The organism is Pseudomonas sp. P8_241 (assembly GCF_034008315.1).
Lineage (GTDB): Bacteria > Pseudomonadota > Gammaproteobacteria > Pseudomonadales > Pseudomonadaceae > Aquipseudomonas.
Genome location: NZ_CP125377.1, coordinates 2618198 through 2641476, shown reverse-complemented (window position 1 = coordinate 2641476; position 23279 = coordinate 2618198). Strand labels below are relative to the sequence as shown.

The following is a 23279-nucleotide window of genomic DNA, read 5'->3' as shown; positions in this document are numbered from 1 at the left end:
CGCGACACCGCGCCCAGGGTTCTCCCAGGCGCGGCCCTCCTTGCCCTCCCCAAAAAAACTTGAAGGCCATCGCCTGCACCGAGGATTTCAATCCTCGGCGTCAGCCTGCGCCCCGCGCTTGAACACTCTCGAACCGGACCATCCGGACATTTGCCGACAGCACGCGTTTGTTAAAGCTTCCCATTTGAGTTCGATTCGTATTCCCAGCCAGAATACATATGCGTATGATAGCGATTCTCAAATAACACAAATTAAATGTGAGTTCGCATGTCCGCCACCGCCCTTCCGTGTTCACAAATCGCCGTTACCCCGCGCTCGCCTTTGGTCATGCGCCCTCTGGCTCTGGCAGTACACATGCTTGCAGCCGGCGTCGCTTTTTCTGCGCCCACTGTGCAGGCAGCGGAACAGACCGAGAACGGAAGCTCGGTGGTTCTCAACCCTATCGCGATCACCGAGACGGCCACCGCCGGGCAAGTCGGCGTTACCGAGGGCACCAACTCTTACACGACGGACGCCGCGCGCACGGCCACCCCGTTGAGCATGTCGCTGCGCGAAACACCGCAGTCAGTCAGCGTCGTCACCCAGCAGCGCATTCAAGACCAGGATCTGAAAACCATCCTCGACGTGGTCAACAATGCCACGGGCGTGTCGGTCAACCGCTACGAGACCAGCCGGGCACAGTTCAACGCCCGTGGCTTTGAGCTCAACTCTTTGATGATCGACGGTGTACCTACCATCTATGAACAGCCCTGGAGCTCGGGGGAGATTTTCAGCAGCCTGGCCATGTACGACCGCGTTGAAGTGGTCCGTGGCGCCAACGGCTTGATGACCGGTGCCGGCGATCCTTCCGCGTCCCTCAACATGGTGCGCAAGCGCGCCTACAGCACAGACCTTAAGGGTTCGCTCGAACTGAGCGCCGGTACCTGGGACACCTACGGCGTCGAAGCCGATGTGTCCACGGCGCTGAACTCCGAAGGCACCGTTCGTGCGCGACTGGTCGGGGAGACCAACGAGGGCGATACCTGGATCGACATGAACTCGAACAAGCGCCAGACCCTCTACGGCACCATGGACATTGACCTGACGCCCGACACCACATTGTGGTTCGGCTTGAGCCATCAGGAAAGCAACGCCGACTCGCCAATGTGGGGTGGCCTGCCCGTCTGGTACGCAGACGGCAGCCGCACCAACTGGAGCCGCTCGAAGACAACCTCCGCCAAGTGGAGCAAGTGGGACACCACCTACGACACCTACTTCGTCAATCTCGACCACACCTTCGCCAACAACTGGCAGGTCAACCTCAGCTACAACCGTGGCGAGCGCACTGGCGACTCGTCCTTGCTGTACCTCTCTGGCAATCCCGGCCAGAACGGCAGCTCCGGGATGTTTTCGTTCCCGGCGACCTACAAGACCGAGACCACCCAGGACGACTACGGTATCCGCTTCAACGGCCCGTTCTCGCTGTTGGGCCGTGAGCACGAAGTGGCCTTCGGTTACGTGGACAGCAAGCAGAAATTCGATGCCGATGCACTCAACGCGCAAACCGGCTTTGACGGTGTGGCCGACTTCGATGCCTACAAGGGTAATTTCCCGGAACCGATCTGGGGCCCGCGGACCGACTACGGCTATAGCGAAACCCGGCAGAAAGGGCTGTATGCGGCGACCCGCCTGAACGTCACCGATGATTTGAAAGTGATACTGGGTGCACGTGAGAGCTGGTACGAAAAGACCGCCGATGACGTCTTCTCGCAAGTGAGCAAGACCGATGTCGATCACGAACTGACCCCTTATGCAGGCGTCGTCTATGACCTCAACGACAACCTCTCGGCCTATGCCAGCTACACCGAAATCTTCCTGCCGCAGTCGGTACGCGACAGCAACGGGCAGGAACTGGACCCTATCGTTGGCCAGAGCAGTGAAATCGGCCTCAAGGGTGAATACTTCGATGGCCGCTTGAACGCCTCCGCTGCGATTTTCCAGATCAAGCAGGATAACCTGGGGCAGAATACTGGCGAGCTGATCGACCCTGAAAACCCGGTCGGCGGCTTCGCGTACGAGGCAAGCGAAGGTGCGACCAGTAAAGGTTTTGAGTTGGAAGTCTCGGGCGAACTCGCGACCGACTGGAATGCAACCGTGGGTTACACCCAGTTCACCGCCGACGATGCCAACGGCGATGACGTCAACACCCTGTACCCGACGAAGTTGTTGCGTACCTTCACCACTTACCGTCTGCCAGGTGTTTTCAACAAGTTGACGATCGGCGGCGGGGTCAACTGGCAAGACTCGATTTACACCTATGCCATCAATCCGGCCGGGAATTCAGAGAAGATCCAGCAGGATGCCTATGCGCTGGTCAACCTGATGGCGCGCTACGAGATTACCGAAAACCTCTCGGCTCAGGTCAACGCGGATAACGTCACCGACGAGAAGTACTTCGACATCTTCGATGCTTACGGCGCCCTCACCTACGGTGCACCGCGCAGCATTACGGCGTCGGCGAAGTATCGTTTCTAAGCCCCTAAGCGCAAACAATACACAAACACAACACCGGCCTTGCGCCGGTGTTGTGCTTTGTGCTGATCGGAGTTTTTGCGCGTCAGTGAGAATCAGGCAACTTTGGATGTTATACTATATCAATTAAGTGCCCGATTAATCGGGGTTGATCTGCTCTCCTGCCAGCGACTTCTGAATGACTACCCACCAACGCCCTTCAACCAAAGCAAAATCAAGCCAGCGACTGTTGTCCATCGATGCCCTTCGGGGTCTGGTCATTCTTTTCATGTTGCTGGACCACGTGCGGGAGACGTTTTTCCTGCATCGCCAGGTTTCTGATCCAATGAACATCGATGCCACCGAGCCAACGTTGTTTTTCAGCCGGACCCTGGCCCATCTGTGCGCCCCGGTCTTCGTGCTGCTCACAGGCCTGTCCGCTTACCTGTTCGCAGAAAAGCACCAGGGTAAAAACGATGTGGCAGCCTTCCTGTTCAAACGCGGCCTGGTGCTGGTGCTACTGGAACTCACCCTGGTGAACTTTGCCTGGACGTTCCAGCTCCCTCCCACTGTGATCTATCTGCAGGTGATCTGGGCAATCGGTATCAGCATGATCGCGCTCGCCGTGCTGGTAAGGCTGCCTCGTTCGATTCTGTTTGCGATCGCGGTGATCATTATTGCCGGACACAACCTTCTCGACGCGTTGCACGTTGCGCAGGGTTCGCCGATGCATGGGGTTTGGGCGATTCTGCATGATCGCGGCTGGATCGAACTCTCGGACAGTGTCCGCCTGAGAACGTCGTATCCGGTATTGCCGTGGATCGGTGTAATCGCCTTGGGCTACTGCATTGGCCCTTGGTTCACCGACTCCGCCTCCCCTGAACAACGCCAGCGAAAACTATGGCTGGCAGGTGTTGGCGCCCTGCTCGGTTTCTTCGCACTGCGTTTGCTCAATGGTTATGGCGAAGCGCACTGGATGAGTTACGACAACACCACACTCACGCTGATGAGCTTTTTCAACATCACCAAATACCCGCCTTCGCTGCTGTTCCTCGCCCTGACCCTGGGAATGGGCCTGTTGCTGCTCCTGAGTTTCGAGCGCAGTCGCCAGCGACAGTGGATCAGCGTTCTGGCCGTGTTCGGTGCCGCGCCGATGTTCTTTTACATCCTGCACTTGTATGTACTTAAAGTGCTGTACCTGGCCTGCGTAGCGACATTCGGTTTGAATCAGGGCAGCTACTGCGGCTTTGATGGAATCCGGGGAGTCTGGTTGATGGCTGTAATACTCGCCTTGGCGCTTTATTGGCCGGTGCGCTGGTTTGCTGCACTGAAGGCGCGCCGTCGCGACATCACCTGGCTCAAGTACTTCTAAAGAGCGCAGAAAGCAAAAGCGACCTTTCTGATACAGGCCTGTGTCACCTGCACAAAAAGGTCGCCAATGATCAAACGCTGAGCAAACCCGCAAGGCTTACCCGCAGAACCGCCTTAGCAGGCGCCAGCGACTGCGCCCTGAGCAGTAACAGAGGTGCCCTGTTGTTTCGCCCGCTGCGTCAATGCCAGCATCGTCAGGAAACCGAACACAATCAGTACCGGATAGGCCATCAACAGTTCCGAAAGGGAATACTTCCATGCCAGAGGACGCCCCACACCCAGCATGGCGGCATACATCCAGGACACTGCCGACAAAGAACCGCAGGCCAATGCCAGCATCCGTGCGCTGAATCCGAGATCGAGCAAAGAGCCTGCCTTTTGCAGTGCCGGCAATACCAGGCGATGCAGCAACACGCCGTTGTAGCTCAGTAGCGCGACAATAATCACCTTGGCTTGAAGCTTGGGATTGGCAAAGTAATCGATGCCTTTTTCCAGGTAATCAATACCAATAATAGCGATGCCCGTTACCCACAGCGTGATCAGTGCAACGATGACAGATTTCTGAAGACTCTCCATGTGTGCATTATCATGTTCAGTCAACAACTTCCGTTTCAACAGGTCTCGCACCATCGCGATATCACTGGTCAATACCAAACCGATGGCAACACAACACGCCAGCAAATGAGCGTAAACAACGCCCAGGCGTACAAACTCCATCAATTCTTTATTTTCGAGCAGGCTCATAATTGTATTTATCGCCACGGTATTTTCTCCACCTTATTGCACAGTACAGATCGATAGCTAACAGGTTTTTTATTAATTAATACCTGCACGACCTTACTTATATAAGATAAGCCAAATCATGGATTTGACACGGTTAGTACCGTTGATTTGCCTGCAAAATCAACGATAGACGGGTCACTGCCTCCTGAATTTCAGATAAAAAACGCCCATCTGCAACTCAATGCCTATGCGGTTCAATTTCCACTTTTAGTCGCAACTGCTGGGGCAAGCCATGGATGACCTGCTGCTGAATCAGAGGCCACAATCGCAGCTTTGTTCATTTTCTGATCAGGCGACCGACAAACGGTGGAAAGATTCAATCTATCTGCAACGAAACTAACGATCCAACTTTTCCGCAAACCCTTATGACCACTGGGCTGCTTGCTTACATGAACTTCAACATTGACTTCATTGGATCCATTAGTTGATGTTCGGCAGACAGGATTCGAAATAGCGAGCAGCGCCCCATTCGCTTCGACCCCATTAAATAATCATACTATTCATCTTGAGGGTTGGTTGTTCTATCCTTGCATCGAACCCACAACGCCGGACATCGAGATGCCTGACCCGCAAACCACCCTCCTCCAAACCTGGCACCACAACGCCCACGCCTGGATCGAAGCGATCCGCAGCGGCGCCATCGCCAGCCGCCAGCAAGTCACCGACCAGGCCATTGTGTTTGCAGTGCTGGGCTGTCAACCCGAGCGTGTACTTGACCTGGGGTGCGGCGAAGGTTGGCTGTTGCGTGCGCTGGCTGAACGGGGTTTTACAGTCGTCGGTGTGGACGGTGACGCGACACTGGTCGAGGCGGCGCGCATGGCGGGTTCTTCTGCGGTGCACCTGGCAAGCTATGAAGCCCTGGTCGAGACGACAGTGGATATCGGTCGCGACTACGACCTGATCTGTGCCAACTTTGCCCTGCTGCATCAGGACATCATTGCGCTACTCGCCGCGATGAATGCCCTCCTTGTTCCCGGCGGCACGTTGCTGATCCAGACATTGCATCCGTGGACCGTTGCAGCGGGCGACTATCAGGACGGTTGGCGGGAAGAAACCTTCGCCGGGTTCGCGGGCCAGTGGCAACCGATGCCCTGGTACTTTCGCAGTTTGTCGAGTTGGCTCAATGCGCTGGACATGGCCGGATTTCAGCTGACCGCTTTGCAGGAGCCGCAGCATCCGCAAAGCCCGATGCCGCAGTCATTGTTGCTAAAGGCCGAACGACGGGGTTGAGTGCTGCAGACAAGCCGCCTGCAGTCACATCTACGACAGCCGGCGCCCCCCCCTCCCACCGTCCATCGGAAAAGCCCCTCAACCTGTTATTTCTGACAGTAGCCAGCCCACGCCCTGCACGCCTTAAATACCTCCACTCGCGCCCCTCTTCCTTCGCGACAGGAGTTCCCGCCATGCTCGTTCAACCGTCGAAAACCCCCGCCCCTCTGGCCCTGCGTGATCCGAACATCCCCGGTCGCACCGAACCGCAATGGCCTTCCGGCGAATGGGGCATCAACCGCGCCGCCGCCCAGGACAACTACCCCGGCAAGGGTTTGAAGGTGGAAATTCTGGAGTGGTCCACCCAAGGCCTGGGCGACAAGGTCGAATTGTTGCTCAACGGCACGACTGTGGTCGACCAACACACCCTGACGGACGCTACGGAAATCGGCCAACCTGTCATCCTGTGGGTCGCGTCGCATCGTTGGCAAACCGGCTCTCACACGTTGAGCTACCGGGTGACCCGGCTCAATCAACAGGCCGAAACCCTAACCCCGCCCGTCAAGCTCTACGTCAAATTCGAACTGCCCGGCGGCCAGGACCTCGACCCGGGGTACGGCCATTCCGAGTTGTTCATGTACATCCCGCAGGAGATCGTCGACGGCGGCGTGGACAAGGAAACCGCTGAGCAGGGCGTGCCCATTGTCATTCGCGCCGAATCCGGCAACGGCAGCCCTTACCCCGACGCCGCCGTGGGGGATGTGATCAAAGTGAGTTGGGGCGGGAAGTACCAGTATTCCGACCCGCTGACGGCACTACAGATCAGCGACCCGGCCAACAACCCGATTTTGATTACCATCACCAAAGACACCATCGAGGCGGCAGGCGACTCCGACAGTGCGGGCCTGGCCGTGAGCTTCATCGTGCACGACCTGGTGAACAACGAGGCAGAGGACTGGTGCAAGGAAACCCGCATCGTTGTTGCCACCGATATCAGCCTGCTGCCCGCCGCGATCGTCGAGGAGACGCAGAACAACGTACTTGATCTTGAGAAACTGGGTGACGCCGACGTCACGGTTCAGGTGTGGGGCACTTCACCGCCTTTTGAGTCGAACGATGAAGTCGTTGTGAAGTTGCGTGGCACCACCCTCGAAGGCGAGGCTGTCGAAGTCACCACCGACCCGCAAACCGTCAACAACCTGCCGCACGTTTACGAGTTCGAAGTCGACAATGCGCAGGTGCGCAAACTGGCGAAAACCCAGGCCATCTTCTCTTATCAAGTGACCCGCGCCGGCAGCCCCGAACCACTGCGCTCCAAAGGGCGGTTTGTCCAGATCGTGGGCGAGGCCACCCGCCTGGCCGCGCCGATTGCCGACGATGCACAGCATGGCAGCCTCGACCCCGATCTGACCAACATCCGCATCCGCATTCCGTTTGATCCGCTGATTGTGCTCGGTTCGGCGATCGAACTCATCTGGTTCGGCACCCGTCCCGATAACAGCAGCTATCAACCGGCCCTGGAGTGGTTCTTTCCGAACAAAGAGGAGGCCGAAGACCCGGCGGGTTTTACCATCCTCGTCGAGGGCAAACACCTCAAGACCCTCGAAGGGGGCAAGCTGGACCTTTCGTACAACCTGCTGATTGACGAGGACGGCGAGATCGTCCGCCGTGGTTCACGGCCCGCCGCCCAGTTGCTCGTCGGCGAGCCGCAATTCGAGCTGGTCAAACCCATTGTCCTCGGCGAAAAGGACGGTGCCCTGGAGCCTGCCGACCTGGCCAACGGCACCAGCCAACTGACCGCCCCGCGTCCCACCGCAACGCCGACCAAATCCGGCGACAAGGTAACCTACACCTGGGTCGGCGAGGTCAGCGGCAAGACCGAAGACACGATTGACATCAATGCGCTGAACGCCGACAAGAATGTGCCCTTCAACCTGAGCGCCGCCTTTGTCGCCCAGCACATCGAAGCCAACCGCGGCAAGAACATCACCGCCAGCTATCGCATCTGGCGCAAGGAGAGCGATACAACCAGTTATTCAAATCCGTTGAAATTTTTGGTCGGTCAGGCGTTCAAGCTGGAAACCCCGCCCGGCATCAAACAAGCCGAAGCCGATGGGAAAACCTTGCAGCCCCTCAAGGCCAAGGACGCACTGACCGCCGTCATTCCTCAGGCGGGTCTGCTGCCCAGCGACCTGCTGAGCGTGACCTGGAAGGGCGCGGCGGGCACCGCGGCGGGCGGTTCGCACACCACTCAAGCCAAGCCGGTCAGCGAAACCGGCTTTGAAGTCGCCTTGCCGGTCAGCGTGCTTGCCTTCAACCTGAGCAAAACAGTCACCCTCACCTTCACCATCACCCGCAACGGCAAGGCCCACCCGTCCCCGGCCCTGTTGCTGAACGTCGGCACCTTGCCGCTGACCTCGCTGAACTCGCCGAAAATCACCGACGCCGATGCCAATGATGTGCTGGATCTCTCAACGCTGGGCAGCAAAAACGTCATGATCCATGCACTGCTCTGGGATTTGATCGCGGCCGGTCAGCAGGTGTGGATGAGCCTGGCCGGGTTCAAGGCCGGCGGTGTAGCCCATGACAAGGTGATCTACGCTGGAGGCGGCGCTATGACCAACGCCACATGGATCACGCAAGGGTTCTGGCCAGCAGATGTAGCCAACAGCTACTTCAAGGAACTGGCCCATGACAGCAAACTGACGCTGAGCTTCAAGGCCGCGCTGGATAAAAGCAACAAAGTGGAAAATGCGCTGACGTTTAAGGATCAGGTGTACACGATCAAGTCTGTCGCGATTGTGACCCCGACCATTACCGAGGTGAAAGACCCCAAAGGCAAACCGAAAAGCCTCACGGCGGGGGGAAACCAGCGACCCTGAGCGGGCGAGCAAAGGCTGGAGTGTGGAGATTTCGATGGCACTCTCAAGCGCGCCCTTCCTCGCGGGAATGACTGCGGTACCGGCTCCTCCTCGGCCATTTTCTCCGCTTTCGCGCGGCGCCTCTCCTCCACCTCGTATCCGTTTTCCCTCATCAGTGCCCAGCTACGACGGTGGAAACCAGCGTGACCCTGAGCGGCTTGGCGAGCAAAGGGCTGGAGGTGGAGATCTTCGATGGCACCGCTACCAAAGGCAAGGCGCCCGTTGACCCGGTGACGGGAATATGGAGCCGGACGGTAACCGCCGGTCCCTGGCCCCCTTTCCCCTGCCCCCCGGCCCCACTGGAGGATACCCCCCCCGGGGGCTCTTTTTCACTCCAGTCGGGCACAGTTTTACCGCCAAGGCGTTATACGGCGCGGGCGCCTCGTCAGCTGCACGAACCTTGACGGTAGTGCCGGTTGTTACCCCGACCATTACCGAGGTGAAAGATCTCAAAGGCAAACCGGTGCCTCACGGCAGTACGACGGTGGAAACCAGCGTGACCCTGAGCGGCTTGGCGAGCAAAGGGCTGGAGGTGGAGATCTTCGATGGCACCGCGACCAAAGGCAAGGCGCCCGTTGACCCGGTGACGGGAATATGGAGCCGAGAGGTGACCGGGCTCAGCGTGTCAGAGCACCGTTTTACCGCCAAGGCCAACTATGGCGCGTCGCCCGTGTCGGAGCCTTGGGTGTTGAACGTAATCGCTGCTGGATTACCAACTGAAGACTTTGAAAGTGGCTTTAGTGGCGACGAGGGGGGCCATATAAGACCGGGTGCTTCAAGGAATTTCCCGACCTTGGTGGTGTTAAATGTAAGTGCTGCTAGTGTGAGTTTTATGAACTTTCATGAACAACTCGAACCTTATTCGAGTGGCAGGCCTTTGTCAGTTATAGGAGGCCTTGTAAAACTTACGTTAAAAATATCCGTAAAGCGTATTAAGTTTGGGGCCGTGGACCAAAGCGCCTACACCGAAGCAAAAGTATCATATTTTGACGAACAGGGTGCAATTGTTCATCAGACACCTATTCAATTTCGCGCTTGGAATGAATACACAGCTCCTGATCTAAAACGAATCAAAACCATAGAAATAGAACACACGCTTGACAAAGGCCAGCATGTGTTCTTTGACAAGTTCACATTCACCTACTGATCTTATCGTAAAGTCATTCATATCCTTTAAGAAAGCTGACTGATTATTAAAGTTCATTGGCGCTCCCTCGGGAGCGCTTTTTTTGCGACTAGAGATAGCCGCCGAGATCCACTGCTACTCACCAAGAAATCCATCCGCACCTGTCATGCCTGACAGGAAAATTTTGGCTTACGCAAATGGCCATTAGGCAGAAGATTCAAACCGCCATCAACCCCATAAAAAAACGCCTCGCACATCGCGAGGCGTTTTTTTTACCTGTCCCCCCAAACATTCAAAACGCCCAGCGCACCCCCAGATTCAACCCGTACGGTTTCTCGATATGCTCGCCCTTGCTGTAGTCGACATCGGCATGCACTTGAAGGTCCTTGGTCACCGCCAGTGCAATGCCCGCCCCCAGCACCCCACGCGAGCCGGACAAGTCGTTGTTGAACTGGTTGTCATGGTTGACCGTGACGCGGTTATTGTTGATGAATTCCTGTTGCAACGCGGCACGCACGTAAGGTTGCGCTTTCATGCCGTTGTCCATGTCGAAGGTTCGGCCGGCGGTGGCGCCGGCCTCGCCGAGCACCGAGCGGGCGCGATCGCCGTCGGCGTTCATGCCGTTGTCCAGGTCGTAGTCTTGCCCTTTGATCACCGCGGTCGACAACTTGGCGTAAGGCTCGACGAAGTAACCCTGGTCCAGTGCGATGTGGCGCCCGAACTCGGCGGAGGCGCTGATACCGGAGCTGCGGTAATCGCCTTTGGCGCGGGTGCCGTCACTCATGCTGACCTTGGCGTCATTGTGATAACGATTGAACTTGAGCGTGGCGTCAAAGTAGTAACCGCTCGCGGCATCCAGCCAGCTCACGTAGGGCCCCAGGTAGTAGCTGTTGATGGTCCCGGAGGTGCCCTGCTCGACGTTCAGGTCGGAGTCGCTGTAACCGGTCATCACCCCCGCCAGCCATTGGCTGTCACCCAGACGGGCATCCGCACCGAGGGACAAGCCTTGCTGGGTTTGCTTATAGGCCAGACCGGACCCGGAAGACACGTTGTATTTGTTGCCGTAGCCGCGCATCCAGAAGCCGGTCTTGCCGCCATTGAAACGCAGTTCGCCCATGCGGCTGCGCAGCGAGGCATCTTCGGCGTACGCGATGGTGATCGGAGCGTAGAACAAGGCCAGCACCGAGGCGGCGCCGGGGCTGATGGTTTTGGTGGTCGGGTCGAGAAACCATTCGGTCTCGCCATTTTCAAAGCTGCGCCGGGTCAGTTCGTAAGACCAGGTCCCCAGGTCGACCGCGCCGCCTTGCAGCGCAAAATTCGCATCGCCGGCGGCGGTGTGCACCAGGGTCAACGCCTGGGGCGATACCGCGTCCAGTCCGGATGCCGTAACGGCCAGACCGAAGTTCCCCGTCGCCACACCAGTGACATTGAGGAAGTCGTGGTCACCATTGGCAAAATCGCCCTTCATGGCAAAGACACCGGTGCCGGCCAGCGTCCCGACGTTCAACTGATAGTAGGTCGCCGGAGCACCGGCAGCGCCAAAGTTCACACGACCGTCATTCATCGCCAGCGTACCGACGCTGTCGTTGCCGGCAAGCGTCCAGCTCGAACCGCTGTTGATCGTCACTCCGTTGGCCTTGTCGAGGCGGCCGGTGAGGGTCGAGCCGTTTTGCAGGGTGACGCTGGTGGTCGAGGCATCGTCGACCTTCACCACATCACCCACCATGTGGCCCGCATCGAACGTCAGGTTCGCGGTACTGCCGCCGGTGGCATTGACGTTACCTTTAAGGGTGCTGTTGGCGACGGTCATGTTGGCGGTGGAGGCGCCTTGCACCAGCAGAAGCTGGTTGTCTTTGCCTTGCAGTGTGGAGTTGTTCAGCACGTCGATCTTCGCGCTGATGCCGGTATCTACCACGATCGCCGCCCCGTTACGGCCTTCCACCGTGGCGTTGTCCAGCGTCAGTGAATTGTTGCCCAAAGCAGAAGGGTCGCGAGCCATGCGTACCCCCGCCCGGTCACCGCTGATGCGAGTATCCGCCGTTGCGCGCACGTCACCACCCAGAATACTCAAGCCAACGCTGTTCACGCCTGTTCCGGTAATTTCGGTATTGATGAGCGTAAGGGTACTCATGCCTGTGACTTGAGCGCCAGCCTCTCCCCCCCGGTAAAAACCACCGGTGGCGGTTACCGTGGAGCCTTGGGTTGATGAGCTCAACCGGTTGACCGCCAAGGCGAGGGTGTCACTGGTGACGTTCGCCTGGTTGAGCGTCCCTCGACTGTTGGTAATGGTGATCCCTTCGATACCGTCTCTTGCGGTAATGGTTGCGCCGTTGATATTCAGCGTCGACCCGCTGGTCGCGGTAATTTCCCGGGTACTTGCACCCGTGACGTTGAGCACACCCTCGTTACGCACCAGATAGTCGATGGCTGGCGTCGTTGCATCAATGTCCAGCGTGGTGTTATCGACAATGGTCGCTGCCAGTACGGCAGGACTCAGAATAAAAAATGCCGGTATCGCTACCAGCATCTGGAATGGGCCTGCGAAGGCAGGTTTTTGCGACGTGTTAATGCCGATATTCATAAAATGGCTCCGATTGTTCAAGGCCTCACGTCTTCCATGAAAAAGACCTAAAGACCAAAAGAGGCGCAAACAATACCCAGTAAATGCAGGATCGAATGTAGGAGTAATCCTTTATTAACCATGAGCAATTCCAGGGTTCATCAGGATTACTCCCGCACAAAAAAATCGCTCAATAGAACACGGTGAAAAGCGGAAGGCGCTTTACGCGCCCTCCACCTGGGCTATCAAATGGCTTTAACGTCGAGTGATCTTGCAAGTACCTCCATCACCCGGGTCGACCATATAAACTCTCACCAGATGGCGTACGGACGGCACTGGAAAACCATCAATAACAGCCGTGTATTGAATGTCTCCCCAGCCATTTTTGGTGAGCTGAATAGGGGCATAAGGGATTTTCACGATAAACCCGTCGACGGCTTCTTGAGCGGTGGGTTTATAGGGAACATCAAGATCCGTTCCGGTTATCTTGACCGTACCTGCAGAGTCGGAATAACCCTGATATTTGAACATCAGGTCCTGGCCTGCAAGTTGAGGTTCGCCCCCCGGGACAAACACTTCGACAACGGTGCCTTTCCCAAGATCCTGACGCAATGAGCCGCAATTCATCCAGTCAGGAAAGTCCGGATCAAGGTTCTGAAATGTAGCCTGTGGGACAACACCGGGAACAATCTGGACATCTACTAACTGGTCAGGCGAGATATCTTTGTTACCGTTCACATCCGGGTGTGAGATTTCGTAGTAGACCGGCGTTTGCTTGCCGTTTTGCCCGGCGGCGATAACTGTCCACTCAACGGTCCAGGTAATTGTGGCTGGAACCGTAGCCGGTACTTTATACACACCGCCATCGGCTTCCAGTACGGGAACGCCCTTCCAGACAAGTTGAACCACGTCTTTTTCTTTGGCCCCAGTGTAAATGACGACCGATACTTCAACAGTCTGATCCTTGTCAGCATCTGTCAACACGTTTGGACCATTACCGCCCTGCCCCTGAACCGTCACCAGATCAAGATCAGGGTTAACAGGGTCCGGCTTACCAGGATCAATCCCGCCACCCGGTTTCCTCATGTCTACATCCACATCCACAGACAACGGCGTTAATGGAAACCGAAGGGTACCGCGCTGCACTTGATACTCAACCTTGACGGTTTTTGCCCCAGGGTCATTATTGAAAACATCCCGAAACGGCACATCAACATAAACGGGAAACCCGACAATCGATTTGGGTGCTTGTGGAATATTGTCCCACGTCACCAGCAACTGATCATTGCTCAGAAAGTTTGTGTACTCAGCCTTGATCCCTACACCTACTGGCGTCTGTGCATCCGCCAGATCGATCAGGCCGTCGACGTACAACGGAATATCCGGATCCACTAGTCCTTCCGGCGGGTCGGTCAGCATGACGGGCAGTTGTTTGAACAGCGAGATGGCACTCATGTATCCTTTACGATTGGTGATGTAGTAAAAGATTGCATGCTGCCCTTCCTTCTCACCCACCACAAGGGCAGTCAACTTGTCGGAAGTTATCGGAACAGTCGTATCGCTTCGAGTAATTGCATCAAATTTTCTGGCCGTTGGTAAGCTCTCGCCAAACCAGAGCTCGATGACATCGCCGATTTTTTTGCCTGCATATTCAGGTACGGTTACCAGCACAAAACCATTGTCGTCCAGGTACTTCTTGGTAATACCGTCACGGTCCACGTCCGGCGGGACTATCGCCTCGCCATTAGTTTCCGGGTGGTGCGTATCAACATTAATATCCAGTGGCGTCACATCAGTGGGGTTGCCCCCTTGTGCCAGGTAGTAACCTAATTTGTTCGTTCCGGGTTGACTGCTTAAATTCTCCGGCAGATCCAGATCAATGAGAAGGATAAGGGGATCCATCGGTGTGGTGTAGATATAGGCTTGCCCTACCCGAGTTCCATTCCATGTCAGTTGAATTATTCCCGAAACAATATTCGGATCGCCCGCCTCGGGAGGCCTTGGCACTTGAACTTTTAGCGCCACCCCTTGATACATGCGATGCAGTTGATTAGGCAAGTCATCAGGGGTATCCGGCAGCAACGGATTATCTGCATGCAGATTAGGTGGTCCAGCAACAACTTTCGGGCTTGCGAGGCGAATTTTTCGATAGTCCGCCCGAGCGAGTTGAGCAGACGTCATTTTTTCCAAACTGGTCATTTCGTATCTCCTGATACAATATATGGGCTTTACCTGCCCCAGGCATTGCAACTTTCACAACCCTATTTAAAACATCACACTGCAGGCACAACACCTCGACAGGCGCAGCAAGCAGCGCGTTCAAACAATAGCTATCTAATTTTTCGTGCCAGACGCACTGCACACAGCAATCATCGCTCCAACAACCACAACATCAACAACAACCCGGATATCCGATATTGCAAGCGATTATTTATTGCAGGGCTCCAGGCAAGTTTCATTCGTGGGTGAACACACTTCACCACTGGGCATAGTTCTGTTGATAATGACAAAATCTTTTTTTGAAACACCCGCCCCGCCATTGAATTTTTTCAAATCGTAATAGCAAAGTGCGGAACCATTGTTCGCCATCGGCGCAATCAACTTTTCATAATCGGCGACATGAACTTCAAAACCATTTCTCGCCTGGTCCAGCGTCAACGTGGTGGGGAATGCATCAACGACGCCGGGAATGGGCGATGTGCCGTTCATGCCTGCGCACCCCTGCCAATGCAGGGTCACTAGATCTTTTTCAGCGAAGTCCGGATTGCCCTCCACTTTTACCCAGACCCCCTTCCAGAGCCTTGGACATGCGCAACAATTGAGCACGCCGAATTTGTCCGCATGGGAAAACGATGGCTCTTTAAGGTCTTCGATCACCACAATCGATACCCGTACCGGGGTGATTCGCGCTTGCTGCTGATTGACACCGTTGCTGGTGGTGTAATAGACCGGCAACGCCAGGTTATCCCGGTCCTGATCTATTGCAGACCAGGGGATTTTGACCGGCACTCTTTTCCCCGCCGAGTCCGTGTCCTGAACGATGTATTGCACAACCGGCGCGCTGATTGCGCCCCAGTACACGTCTATCGTCTGTCCACGTTTCGGATCGTCATGCAAGGTCAAATAAGCATCGGCATCTTCACCAAAGTCTTCGGATAGCAAGGTGTCCAAGGTCAGGGATTTGGCGCCATAGATTTCAAGCAAGGCGAGCGTAGTGTTCAGCAGCGCTGGCGCATTGGCATGATCCTGCCCGGCCACGGTCAAATCCATCGGCACACGTGCTTCAAGCGATGGTGGCGTGTCCACACCGCCGCGCTGCACCTTGTAACTGATGCGCGCAGTCATTGGGCCCAGGCCATTGGCCCGAAGTTTCGACCAAGGCACCGGCGCCTGGAGCGGGAACTGTGCGGGGTCGACATCCAGCGGATCCAGAGGCGTTCCATCCCAATCGATCAGCACCCGATCAGTCGCGTCCGGATTGTCATAGGCATCGATTTCAACCGTTACCGCACCTTGGTTGACCGCACCTTCACGAGCATGCTGACGGTCAATCAAGCCCCTGACTGACAATGGCACGCGGGGAGGCTTGAGATTGCCCGGCGCAGGCAACAGATCGACGGTCACGGGCAAAAAGGTCGAGCGCGGTCCGCGATTGCCGGCCCAGTCCCGCAGCCGGTAATAGATATAACGGGCCCCGTGGCCGCGAGCGCGTATATCTACTTCGTACATCGTGATGATCAGTTGATCATTGTCGATATCTTGCTGACTGAAGGCCTGCTCGCGAATTTCAGCTTCCGACTCCGGTGGATTCGATTCGTCCGTCCAGTAATAAATCGCCCGGTCCCGAACCTGCACGTCTATGTAAAGCGATACCTTGAAGCGCACCTGGCCATGTTGCTTCAAATAGTCGTCCGTGATGTTGCCCACAAGATCCAGCATCTGTACCGCCGACGGTTGCTGGCCGTCGTCGGGCGCAACCCGGTCTACCGTGATTTTTTTGATCTCGGATTCAGCGGGGTTGCCCCCGATGATGAGTTTGTACGACAAGCCATAGACCCCGTGCTCCAACTTATCCCGTGGTACCGATACGATCTTGTCCCCTGGATCAATGGGAATGGGAAAGCGAGATCTGTTGACCTCAACAAAGTCTTGCCCTACCGGCCTCCAGCCAACGGCAACGATGTCTGCCACAAAATTCGGATCGGTGGAAAAGCTCCAGGCCGGTACCGTGACCTGCAGATCACTGTTCAACACACTGCGCGGCAGCTGTCCATCCGCGCTCTCATTGCCGTCTTCATCTTTGAGAATCGCCGGGACGATTGGCGACGGCAGAGCCAAATCTTGCCCGTCGGGGCCAAGGGCATGTCGTTCGGGGTCTTTCGGATATGTCGCGGACGGCATGGCGGATACTCCAAGGCAATAAAAAAGTGCTATGCGCCTGGGCCGTGAGTCACGTGCAACGCTGCCTTCACGGTCATCACATCGGCGCATCTGATGGGCTTAATTAAATGCCTGTCTGAAAAACCTGCCTACTGTCAGAAATAACAGGTATCGCTACCGTTCATCGCACAGATGGCGTTGAACAAGTCGACATTGATCGACACTTGCTGCGTCACTTGCCATCAGGTCTGTTCAACCTGCACCTGAAAACCACCGGTGTGACGCAGCTGTGGCGTGTGCGTAAGCCGAGCGTCGATGGCATCATCACCAGCTATGAAGGTTTCGATGCCGAAGGCGAACTGGTCATCCAGTTGTTCGGCGTGCGCAAGCCAGGCATCCCTGAGCGTGACGACTGGCGTGCCCTGGCTGAAATCGCCACTCCCCTGATCGGCTAAGGAATAGTCCCGATGCGTATGAAAACACTGCTGGCCTGTGCCAGCGTGCTCGTCAGCCAGATGGCCGTCGCCGACGCCCTGCCCCAGCGCTGGATCAGTGCCGGCGGCGCGTTCAGCGAATGGGTGGTCGCCCTCGGTGGCGAAAGCAAACTGGTGGGTGTCGACAGCACCAGCCAGTACCCGCAATCGCTGCACAGCCTGCCCGGCGTCGGCTATCAGCGTGCGCTGGCGGCCGAAGGCATTCTGGCGTTGAAACCGGACATTCTGGTGGGCAGCGTCGAAATGGGGCCACCGCCGGTGCTGGAGCAACTCAAGGCGGCCGGCGTGCGTATTGAGTTGCTGTCGGCCAAGCCTGAGGTGCCGGCGCTGCAACACAACCTGACCGAACTCGGGGAACTGCTGGGTAAAGAGGCCGAGGCGCAAGCGTTGATGGGCGGTTACCTCAAGCGCCTGCAAACCCAGGCCGACTGGGTCAGGCAGGCGCAGCAACAAGCGCCGGCACCGCGGGTGCTGATGCTGCTCAGCCATTCCGGCGGCAACCTGCAAGTGGCCGGCAAAGACACGCTGGCCGCGTGGATGATCCAACAAGCCGGCGGCAACAGCCTGGGCGAGCACAACGGCTACAAGCCGGTTTCCAACGAAGCCATGCTGGCGCTTGATCCGCAGGTGATCATCTTTGCCGGTGGTCGTCTGGAAGGTGAAGCGGCGCGCAAGGCCCTCCTGGAGCAGAACCCGATCCTGGCGCAAACCCGGGCCGGGCGTGACGGCCGGGTGCTGGTGATCGATCCGACATTGCTGGTGGGCGGCCTCGGTCCTCGCGTGCCGGATGCGTTGAACCGTCTCGCCAGCGCGTTCTACCCGGACGTCAACGTACAGACAGCCGAGATCAGCCAATGACGGCGATTTTTCGGCCGCGTCCGACCTTGATCTGTTTGCTGCTGTTGCTGATGCTGGTGTTCTGGTTGTCCCTGGCCCTCGGGCCGGTCAGCCTGCCGCTGGGCGATACGCTACTGGCCGGAATGCGTCTGCTCGGCTTGCCGCTTGAAGGCGGCGACACGCAACAGGCGGAGCTGATCCTCGGTCAGATTCGCCTGCCGCGCAGTCTGCTCGGCATTGCCGTCGGATCGGTACTGGCGCTGTCAGGCGTGGCGATGCAAGGGTTGTTTCGCAATCCCCTGGCGGATCCGGGCCTGGTCGGCGTCTCCGGGGGAGCCGCGCTGGGTGCCGCTTTCGCCATCGTCGGCGGCAGCATGCTCGGTGGAATGCCACCCGCCATGGAGCCCTATCTGCTGTCGGTGAGTGCCTTCGTCGGTGGCTTGATCGTGACGGCGGTGGTGTATCGCTTCGGCCGCCGCAACGGGCAAACCGACGTCGCGACCATGCTGTTGGCGGGCGTGGCGATGACGGCCATGGCCGGTGCCGGCGTCGGTCTGTTCACTTATCTGGCGGACGATGCCACCTTGCGGACCCTGACGTTCTGGAACCTGGGCAGCCTTAACGGCGCCAGTTACCCGCGCCTGTGGCCGTTGTTGATCGTCACCGTCGGCGTGGCGTTGTGGTTGCCACGGCGCGCAGCGGCACTCAATGCGATGCTGCTGGGCGAGTCGGAAGCCCGTCACCTGGGCTTCGACATCGAGCGGATCAAGATGGAACTGGTGCTGTGCACGGCCCTGGGCGTGGGTGCCGCCGTCGCGGCAGCCGGGTTGATCGGCTTTATCGGCCTGGTGGTGCCGCACTTGATGCGCCTGCTGGTCGGGCCGGATCACCGGGTCTTGTTGCCGGCGTCGTTGCTTGCCGGTGCCAGTCTGTTGCTGCTTGCCGATCTGGCGGCGCGCCTGCTGTTGGCGCCAGCCGAATTGCCGATCGGCATCGTCACGGCACTCATTGGTGCGCCGTTCTTTCTTTACTTGCTGGTACGAGGGCGTTCCTGATGCTGCGGGCAAACGACTTGCTGGTACGCCGGGGCAGCCGCACGGTACTGGCGAATATCGATATTCAATTGCGCCCCGGTGAAGTGCTCGGGGTGTTGGGGCCCAATGGCGCCGGCAAAAGCACCCTGCTCGCCGCGTTGTGCGGGGAGCTGGCGGCCAGCGAAGGCAAGGTCAGCCTGGATGAACGCCCACTCGCTGACTGGCCGGGTCAGGAGCGGGCGAAACGGCTGGCAGTCCTGCCGCAAAGTTCCAGCCTGAACTTTGCGTTTTCGGTCAATGAAGTGGTCGGCATGGGGCGCCTGCCCTACGCCAGTGGCCGCGTGCGCGATGCCGCAATCGTCGCCGAGGCGCTGCGTGCCGCCGATGCCCTGCACCTGGCCGGGCGCAGCTATCTGGCCCTGTCCGGTGGCGAACGCCAGCGTGTGCATCTGGCGCGGGTGCTCGCTCAGCTTTGGCCCGGCGCCGAGGGGCAAACCCTGCTGCTCGACGAGCCGACTTCAATGCTCGATCCGCTGCACCAGCACACCATTTTGCAAGCGGTGCGCGACTTCGCCGAACGCGGTGCAGCGGTGCTGGTGATTTTGCATGACCTGAATCTGGCCGCCCGTTATTGCGATCATCTGCTGCTGTTGCAACAAGGTCTGCCCCACGCTTACGGAACACCGGCAGAGGTGCTGACCGCCGAGGCACTCGCGGCGGTGTATGGATTGGAAGTGCTGATTCACCAGCATCCGGAACGCGGCCACCCGTTGATCATTGCGCGTTGATACCCGTCCCCTCCTCTGCGGATCGAGGGGGCCATTGGCTAATAAGGAAATCCCATGCGCTTTCTGTTGCTCTGTGCATTCAGCCTGCTGGCTGCCTGCCAAACCCATCACCTCGCGCCACTGCCGGCATCGATCGCCCCGCAAGGACGTGATCACACCGACCTCGGCGTCATCCGCGAACTTGCCACCGGGCGCACGCTGACCCCGCAAGAACTGGTCGAACGACTGGCCAACGCACCTCGCGTGCTGGTCGGTGAACAGCACGACAATCCGGATCACCACGCCCTGCAATTGTGGCTGCTGCGCGAACTGGCTGCCCAGCGCCCGCAAGGCAGCTTGCTGATGGAAATGCTCAACCCCGATCAGCAGGCCAAAATCGATGCGGCACAAGCCGCCACGCGTGCCGGTGAGCCACCGGCCGACCCGTTCACGGCGCTGGGCTGGCAGGCTAATTGGGACTGGAGCGTCTATGGCGCGCTGGTCACCTACGCGCTGCGTCAGCCGTATCCGCTGATGTCGGCCAACCTCGACCGTGCGCAGATCATGCAGATCTACAAACAGCGACCGGTACTGCAAGGTGAAGCGTCCACCACGCAACAGGTGCAGGTGACGTTACTCGATGACATTCGCCAATCCCATTGCGGCTTGTTGCCCGAAGCGCAGATGCCGGCGATGCTCGCCGTGCAGCAACAGCGCGACCGGCGCATGGCTGAACGCTTGATGGCCGCACCAACGCCTGCGCTGTTGCTGGCCGGGGCTTTCCATGTGCGCAAGGATCTGGGGGTGCCGCTGCACCTGAAGGATTTGGGTGCAGGCGAAGGTAATGCGGTGCTGGTGCTGGCCGAAGTGGGCAAGACCGTGACGGCTCAAAGCGCGGATTACGTGTGGTACACCGCTGCGCAACCCGAGCAGGATCACTGCGCAAAGCTGCGTCGTTAAGCCCCTGTAGGAGCTGCCGCAGGCTGCGATCTTTTGATCTTTTCGCACCCGACATCAAAAGATCGCAGCCTTCGGCAGCTCCTGCAATTGATTATCAAGTCCCTTTCCGGCGCGACACTATGTCACGCCTCACCACCGGTCCAATGGTCGAATCCGATCCTCCAGCACCGGCACAGTTTGCTACCATCCTCGCGATTTTTTCTTCTGTACAGTCATCACGCTGTCATTTCAGCCTGTTCAACAGGATGCTTTTTTCATGAGTACTTTGTATTCCCGCCGAACTGTCCTGCAAGGCATGGGCCTTTTGAGCCTTGGTCTGCTCGCCGGTTGCGACGACAGCAGCAAGCTGTCGTTCAAGTACGGCAAGGACCTCAGCGACAAGATCATGGGGCGTAATTTCAAACTCAAGGACGCCCAGGGCGAAACGCGGATGCTGGGCAGCTATCGTGGCCTGATGCCGATGATTTTCTTCGGGTTCACCCAATGTCCGGCGGTGTGCCCGACCACGCTGGCCCGTGCGGCACAAGCGAAGAAGCTGATGGGACGCGATGGCGAAAGGTTGCAGGTGATCTTCATCACCCTCGACCCTGAGCGTGACACGCCAGAGATGCTCGACACCTATGTGAAGGCCTTCGACCCGAGTTTCGAAGCGCTCTACGGCACACTGGAAGAAACCGCTGCCACCGCCAAGGAGTTCGGCGTGTTCTTCGAAAAAGTCCCGAGCGGCGATACCTATACCCTGTCCCACACCGCGACCAGTTTTGTCTTCGACTCCCGAGGCAATCTGCGCCTGGGCCTGTCCGCGTCCCTGACTGCACAAGAGTGCGCAGACGATCTGCTCACCGTGATGGAGGTTTGCTGAGATGAATTCCCCGTTGGCTACAAGCCGTTTTGCGCAACGTTGCAAGCAACTGGCGCTGGGCGTCGCCCTGATCGGTGTGGCGTTTCAAGTGTCGGCACAAACACGCGTTGATGATGCCTGGGTGCGGGCCACCGTGGCTGGCCAGCCTTCGAGTGGTGCATTCATGACGCTGACCGCGAGCAGCGACAGCAAACTGCTAAGCGTGCAATCGCCTGTCGCCAAGGTGGTGCAGATTCATCAATCGAGCATGAAAGACGATGTGATGAAGATGCAGCAGGTCGACTCTGTCGCGCTGCCGGCGGGCAAGGCGGTGAGCTTTGATCCCCACGGCTACCACATCATGCTGATGGACCTGACGGGCCAGATCAAGGAAGGCGATCACGTACCGCTGACCCTGACCCTCGAAGACGCCAAGGGTGAGAAAGAGACCATTGAGGTCCAGGCCGTCGCCAAGTCGATCGGCACCATGGATCACAGCAAGATGATGCATGATCACAGCAAGATGAACTGATCCGGGCGTCAACGTAATTCCCGGCCGGCACCAGGGATTTCGCGGCCGCCTCCCCCCTGTAGGAGTCGGCTTGCCGGCGAAGGCGCCTCAAGCATCCCGGTTCAAACAAGCTTGAGTTCGACGTTGATGTTATTGCGCGTGGCTTTCGAATACGGGCAATACTGGTGCCCGGTGTCGACGATTTTCTGTGCGGTTTCGCGGTCCAGTCCGGGCAAGCTGACATTGAGCCGTGCCTGGAGCAGGTAACCCCCTTCATTGGTGCCCAGGTCGACTTCGGCATCAACGGCTACATCCTTGGGCAGCGCCACTTTCATTTCCCTGGCCGCGACCTGCATGGCGCCGATAAAACAGGCAGACCAACCGGCGGCAAACAATTGCTCCGGATTGGTGCCTGCGCCTCCGGCGCCCGGGGATGAAAGTTTGACATCAAGAATTCCGTCAGAGCTGCGGGCTGCGCCGTCACGACCGCCCGTGGTGTGGGTCTGCGCGGTGTAGAGCACTTTGTCGATCTGGTTCATGATGACCTCCTGATTGAATGCTGATAAGACCTTTTCAAGCCGGTTTACCGGGGTGGGCACTCAATATAGTCGTCATGGAACCTCACCGTGCTCGAACCGACAAAGTGATGCTGATATCACTTGCGCGCCACTTTGTACCTGACGCAATCCTCATAAAAAATCTTGCGCACCGCTTGCGGTTTCAGCCGTGAAGGGCTGTCATACGTTTGCTCGGTGATCCCCATAGCCATCATGCGCATCCATGTTTTTGCGAACTTGTAGGTCTGGATTTTCTGCCGTGCCGCATATAGCGAAACGCCTGAAAGCTTGAGTTCCTGTGCTCTGGCGGCAGTTCCACCGCCCCAACTGCACATGTAATGGTCATTGGGTTTCAATTCCTTGCCCTGTACTGAAACTGTAATAGTCGCAAAAACCAGTGAACACAACATTATCCCTTTCTTGCGCATATCGACCTGT

General features: G+C 57.7%; 18 protein-coding genes. 12 read left to right on the top strand and 6 right to left on the bottom strand.

Annotated elements, in window-relative coordinates:
- Positions 1–267: 267 nt before the first annotated feature.
- Together QMK58_RS12100 and QMK58_RS12095 are read left to right on the top strand one after the other, a co-directional pair.
- Positions 268–2514, top strand: coding sequence for a TonB-dependent siderophore receptor (locus QMK58_RS12100; RefSeq protein ID WP_053160283.1), 2247 nt, complete (start codon positions 268–270; stop codon positions 2512–2514).
- Between the two features lie 175 nt (positions 2515–2689).
- Positions 2690–3862, top strand: a complete 1173-nt coding sequence (locus QMK58_RS12095) for a DUF1624 domain-containing protein (protein ID WP_053160286.1) — start codon at positions 2690–2692, stop codon at positions 3860–3862.
- 113 nt (positions 3863–3975) lie between these two features.
- On the opposite strand, the gene QMK58_RS12090 is transcribed toward QMK58_RS12095, so the two are convergent.
- Positions 3976–4623 carry a hypothetical protein gene (locus QMK58_RS12090; protein WP_053160288.1) on the bottom strand — a complete coding sequence of 216 codons (648 nt, stop codon included), beginning with the start codon at positions 4621–4623 and terminating at the stop codon, positions 3976–3978.
- Positions 4624–5202: 579 nt separating this feature from the next.
- On the opposite strand from QMK58_RS12090, the gene QMK58_RS12085 reads away from it, so the two are divergent.
- The 3 genes from QMK58_RS12085 to QMK58_RS12075 all read left to right on the top strand — a co-directional run bounded on the left by QMK58_RS12085 (position 5203) and on the right by QMK58_RS12075 (position 9921).
- The gene (locus QMK58_RS12085) at positions 5203–5874 is read left to right on the top strand and encodes a class I SAM-dependent methyltransferase (protein WP_053160428.1); all 672 of its coding nucleotides are present in this window, start codon (positions 5203–5205) and stop codon (positions 5872–5874) included.
- Between the two features lie 173 nt (positions 5875–6047).
- On the top strand, positions 6048–8735 hold the full coding sequence (locus QMK58_RS12080; protein WP_320396348.1) for a hypothetical protein: 2688 nt from the start codon (positions 6048–6050) through the stop codon (positions 8733–8735).
- A gap of 448 nt (positions 8736–9183) precedes the next feature.
- Positions 9184–9921 carry a hypothetical protein gene (locus QMK58_RS12075; RefSeq protein WP_320396347.1) on the top strand — a complete coding sequence of 246 codons (738 nt, stop codon included), beginning with the start codon at positions 9184–9186 and terminating at the stop codon, positions 9919–9921.
- Between the two features lie 271 nt (positions 9922–10192).
- On the opposite strand, the gene QMK58_RS12070 is transcribed toward QMK58_RS12075, so the two are convergent.
- From QMK58_RS12070 to QMK58_RS12060, 3 genes are all read right to left on the bottom strand, one after another.
- The gene (locus QMK58_RS12070; protein ID WP_053160292.1) at positions 10193–12481 is read right to left on the bottom strand and encodes an autotransporter outer membrane beta-barrel domain-containing protein; all 2289 of its coding nucleotides are present in this window, start codon (positions 12479–12481) and stop codon (positions 10193–10195) included.
- A gap of 234 nt (positions 12482–12715) precedes the next feature.
- Positions 12716–14659, bottom strand: a complete 1944-nt coding sequence (locus QMK58_RS12065) for a hypothetical protein (protein WP_320396346.1) — start codon at positions 14657–14659, stop codon at positions 12716–12718.
- Between the two features lie 228 nt (positions 14660–14887).
- Positions 14888–16861: a hypothetical protein gene (locus QMK58_RS12060; RefSeq protein ID WP_320396345.1), complete on the bottom strand. Its 1974-nt coding sequence runs from the start codon at positions 16859–16861 to the stop codon at positions 14888–14890.
- Positions 16862–16992: 131 nt separating this feature from the next.
- On the opposite strand from QMK58_RS12060, the gene QMK58_RS12055 reads away from it, so the two are divergent.
- From QMK58_RS12055 to QMK58_RS12025, 7 genes are all read left to right on the top strand, one after another.
- Positions 16993–17295, top strand: coding sequence for a ChuX/HutX family heme-like substrate-binding protein (locus QMK58_RS12055; protein WP_320396531.1), 303 nt, complete (start codon positions 16993–16995; stop codon positions 17293–17295).
- A 12-nt stretch (positions 17296–17307) separates the two neighbouring features.
- A complete protein-coding gene (locus tag QMK58_RS12050) occupies positions 17308–18192 on the top strand; it encodes a heme/hemin ABC transporter substrate-binding protein (protein ID WP_320396344.1) in 885 nt (294 codons plus the stop codon).
- A 50-nt stretch (positions 18193–18242) separates the two neighbouring features.
- Complete coding sequence (locus QMK58_RS12045; RefSeq protein ID WP_320396530.1) at positions 18243–19226, top strand: iron ABC transporter permease; 984 nt, start codon at positions 18243–18245, stop codon at positions 19224–19226.
- Positions 19226–19993, top strand: coding sequence for a heme ABC transporter ATP-binding protein (locus QMK58_RS12040; RefSeq protein WP_053160297.1), 768 nt, complete (start codon positions 19226–19228; stop codon positions 19991–19993). Before QMK58_RS12045 ends, QMK58_RS12040 begins: the two co-directional genes overlap by 1 nt.
- Before the next feature lie 54 nt (positions 19994–20047).
- Positions 20048–20932, top strand: coding sequence for a ChaN family lipoprotein (locus QMK58_RS12035; protein ID WP_320396343.1), 885 nt, complete (start codon positions 20048–20050; stop codon positions 20930–20932).
- A gap of 256 nt (positions 20933–21188) precedes the next feature.
- Positions 21189–21794 carry an SCO family protein gene (locus QMK58_RS12030; protein ID WP_053160301.1) on the top strand — a complete coding sequence of 202 codons (606 nt, stop codon included), beginning with the start codon at positions 21189–21191 and terminating at the stop codon, positions 21792–21794.
- A gap of 1 nt (position 21795) precedes the next feature.
- Positions 21796–22305 carry a copper chaperone PCu(A)C gene (locus QMK58_RS12025; protein ID WP_320396342.1) on the top strand — a complete coding sequence of 170 codons (510 nt, stop codon included), beginning with the start codon at positions 21796–21798 and terminating at the stop codon, positions 22303–22305.
- Between the two features lie 101 nt (positions 22306–22406).
- On the opposite strand, the gene QMK58_RS12020 is transcribed toward QMK58_RS12025, so the two are convergent.
- On the bottom strand, positions 22407–22823 hold the full coding sequence (locus tag QMK58_RS12020; protein WP_053160305.1) for an organic hydroperoxide resistance protein: 417 nt from the start codon (positions 22821–22823) through the stop codon (positions 22407–22409).
- 116 nt (positions 22824–22939) lie between these two features.
- Entirely contained in the window at positions 22940–23269 is a 330-nt protein-coding gene (locus tag QMK58_RS12015; RefSeq protein ID WP_320396341.1) for a hypothetical protein, read from the bottom strand.
- Positions 23270–23279 lie beyond the last annotated feature (10 nt).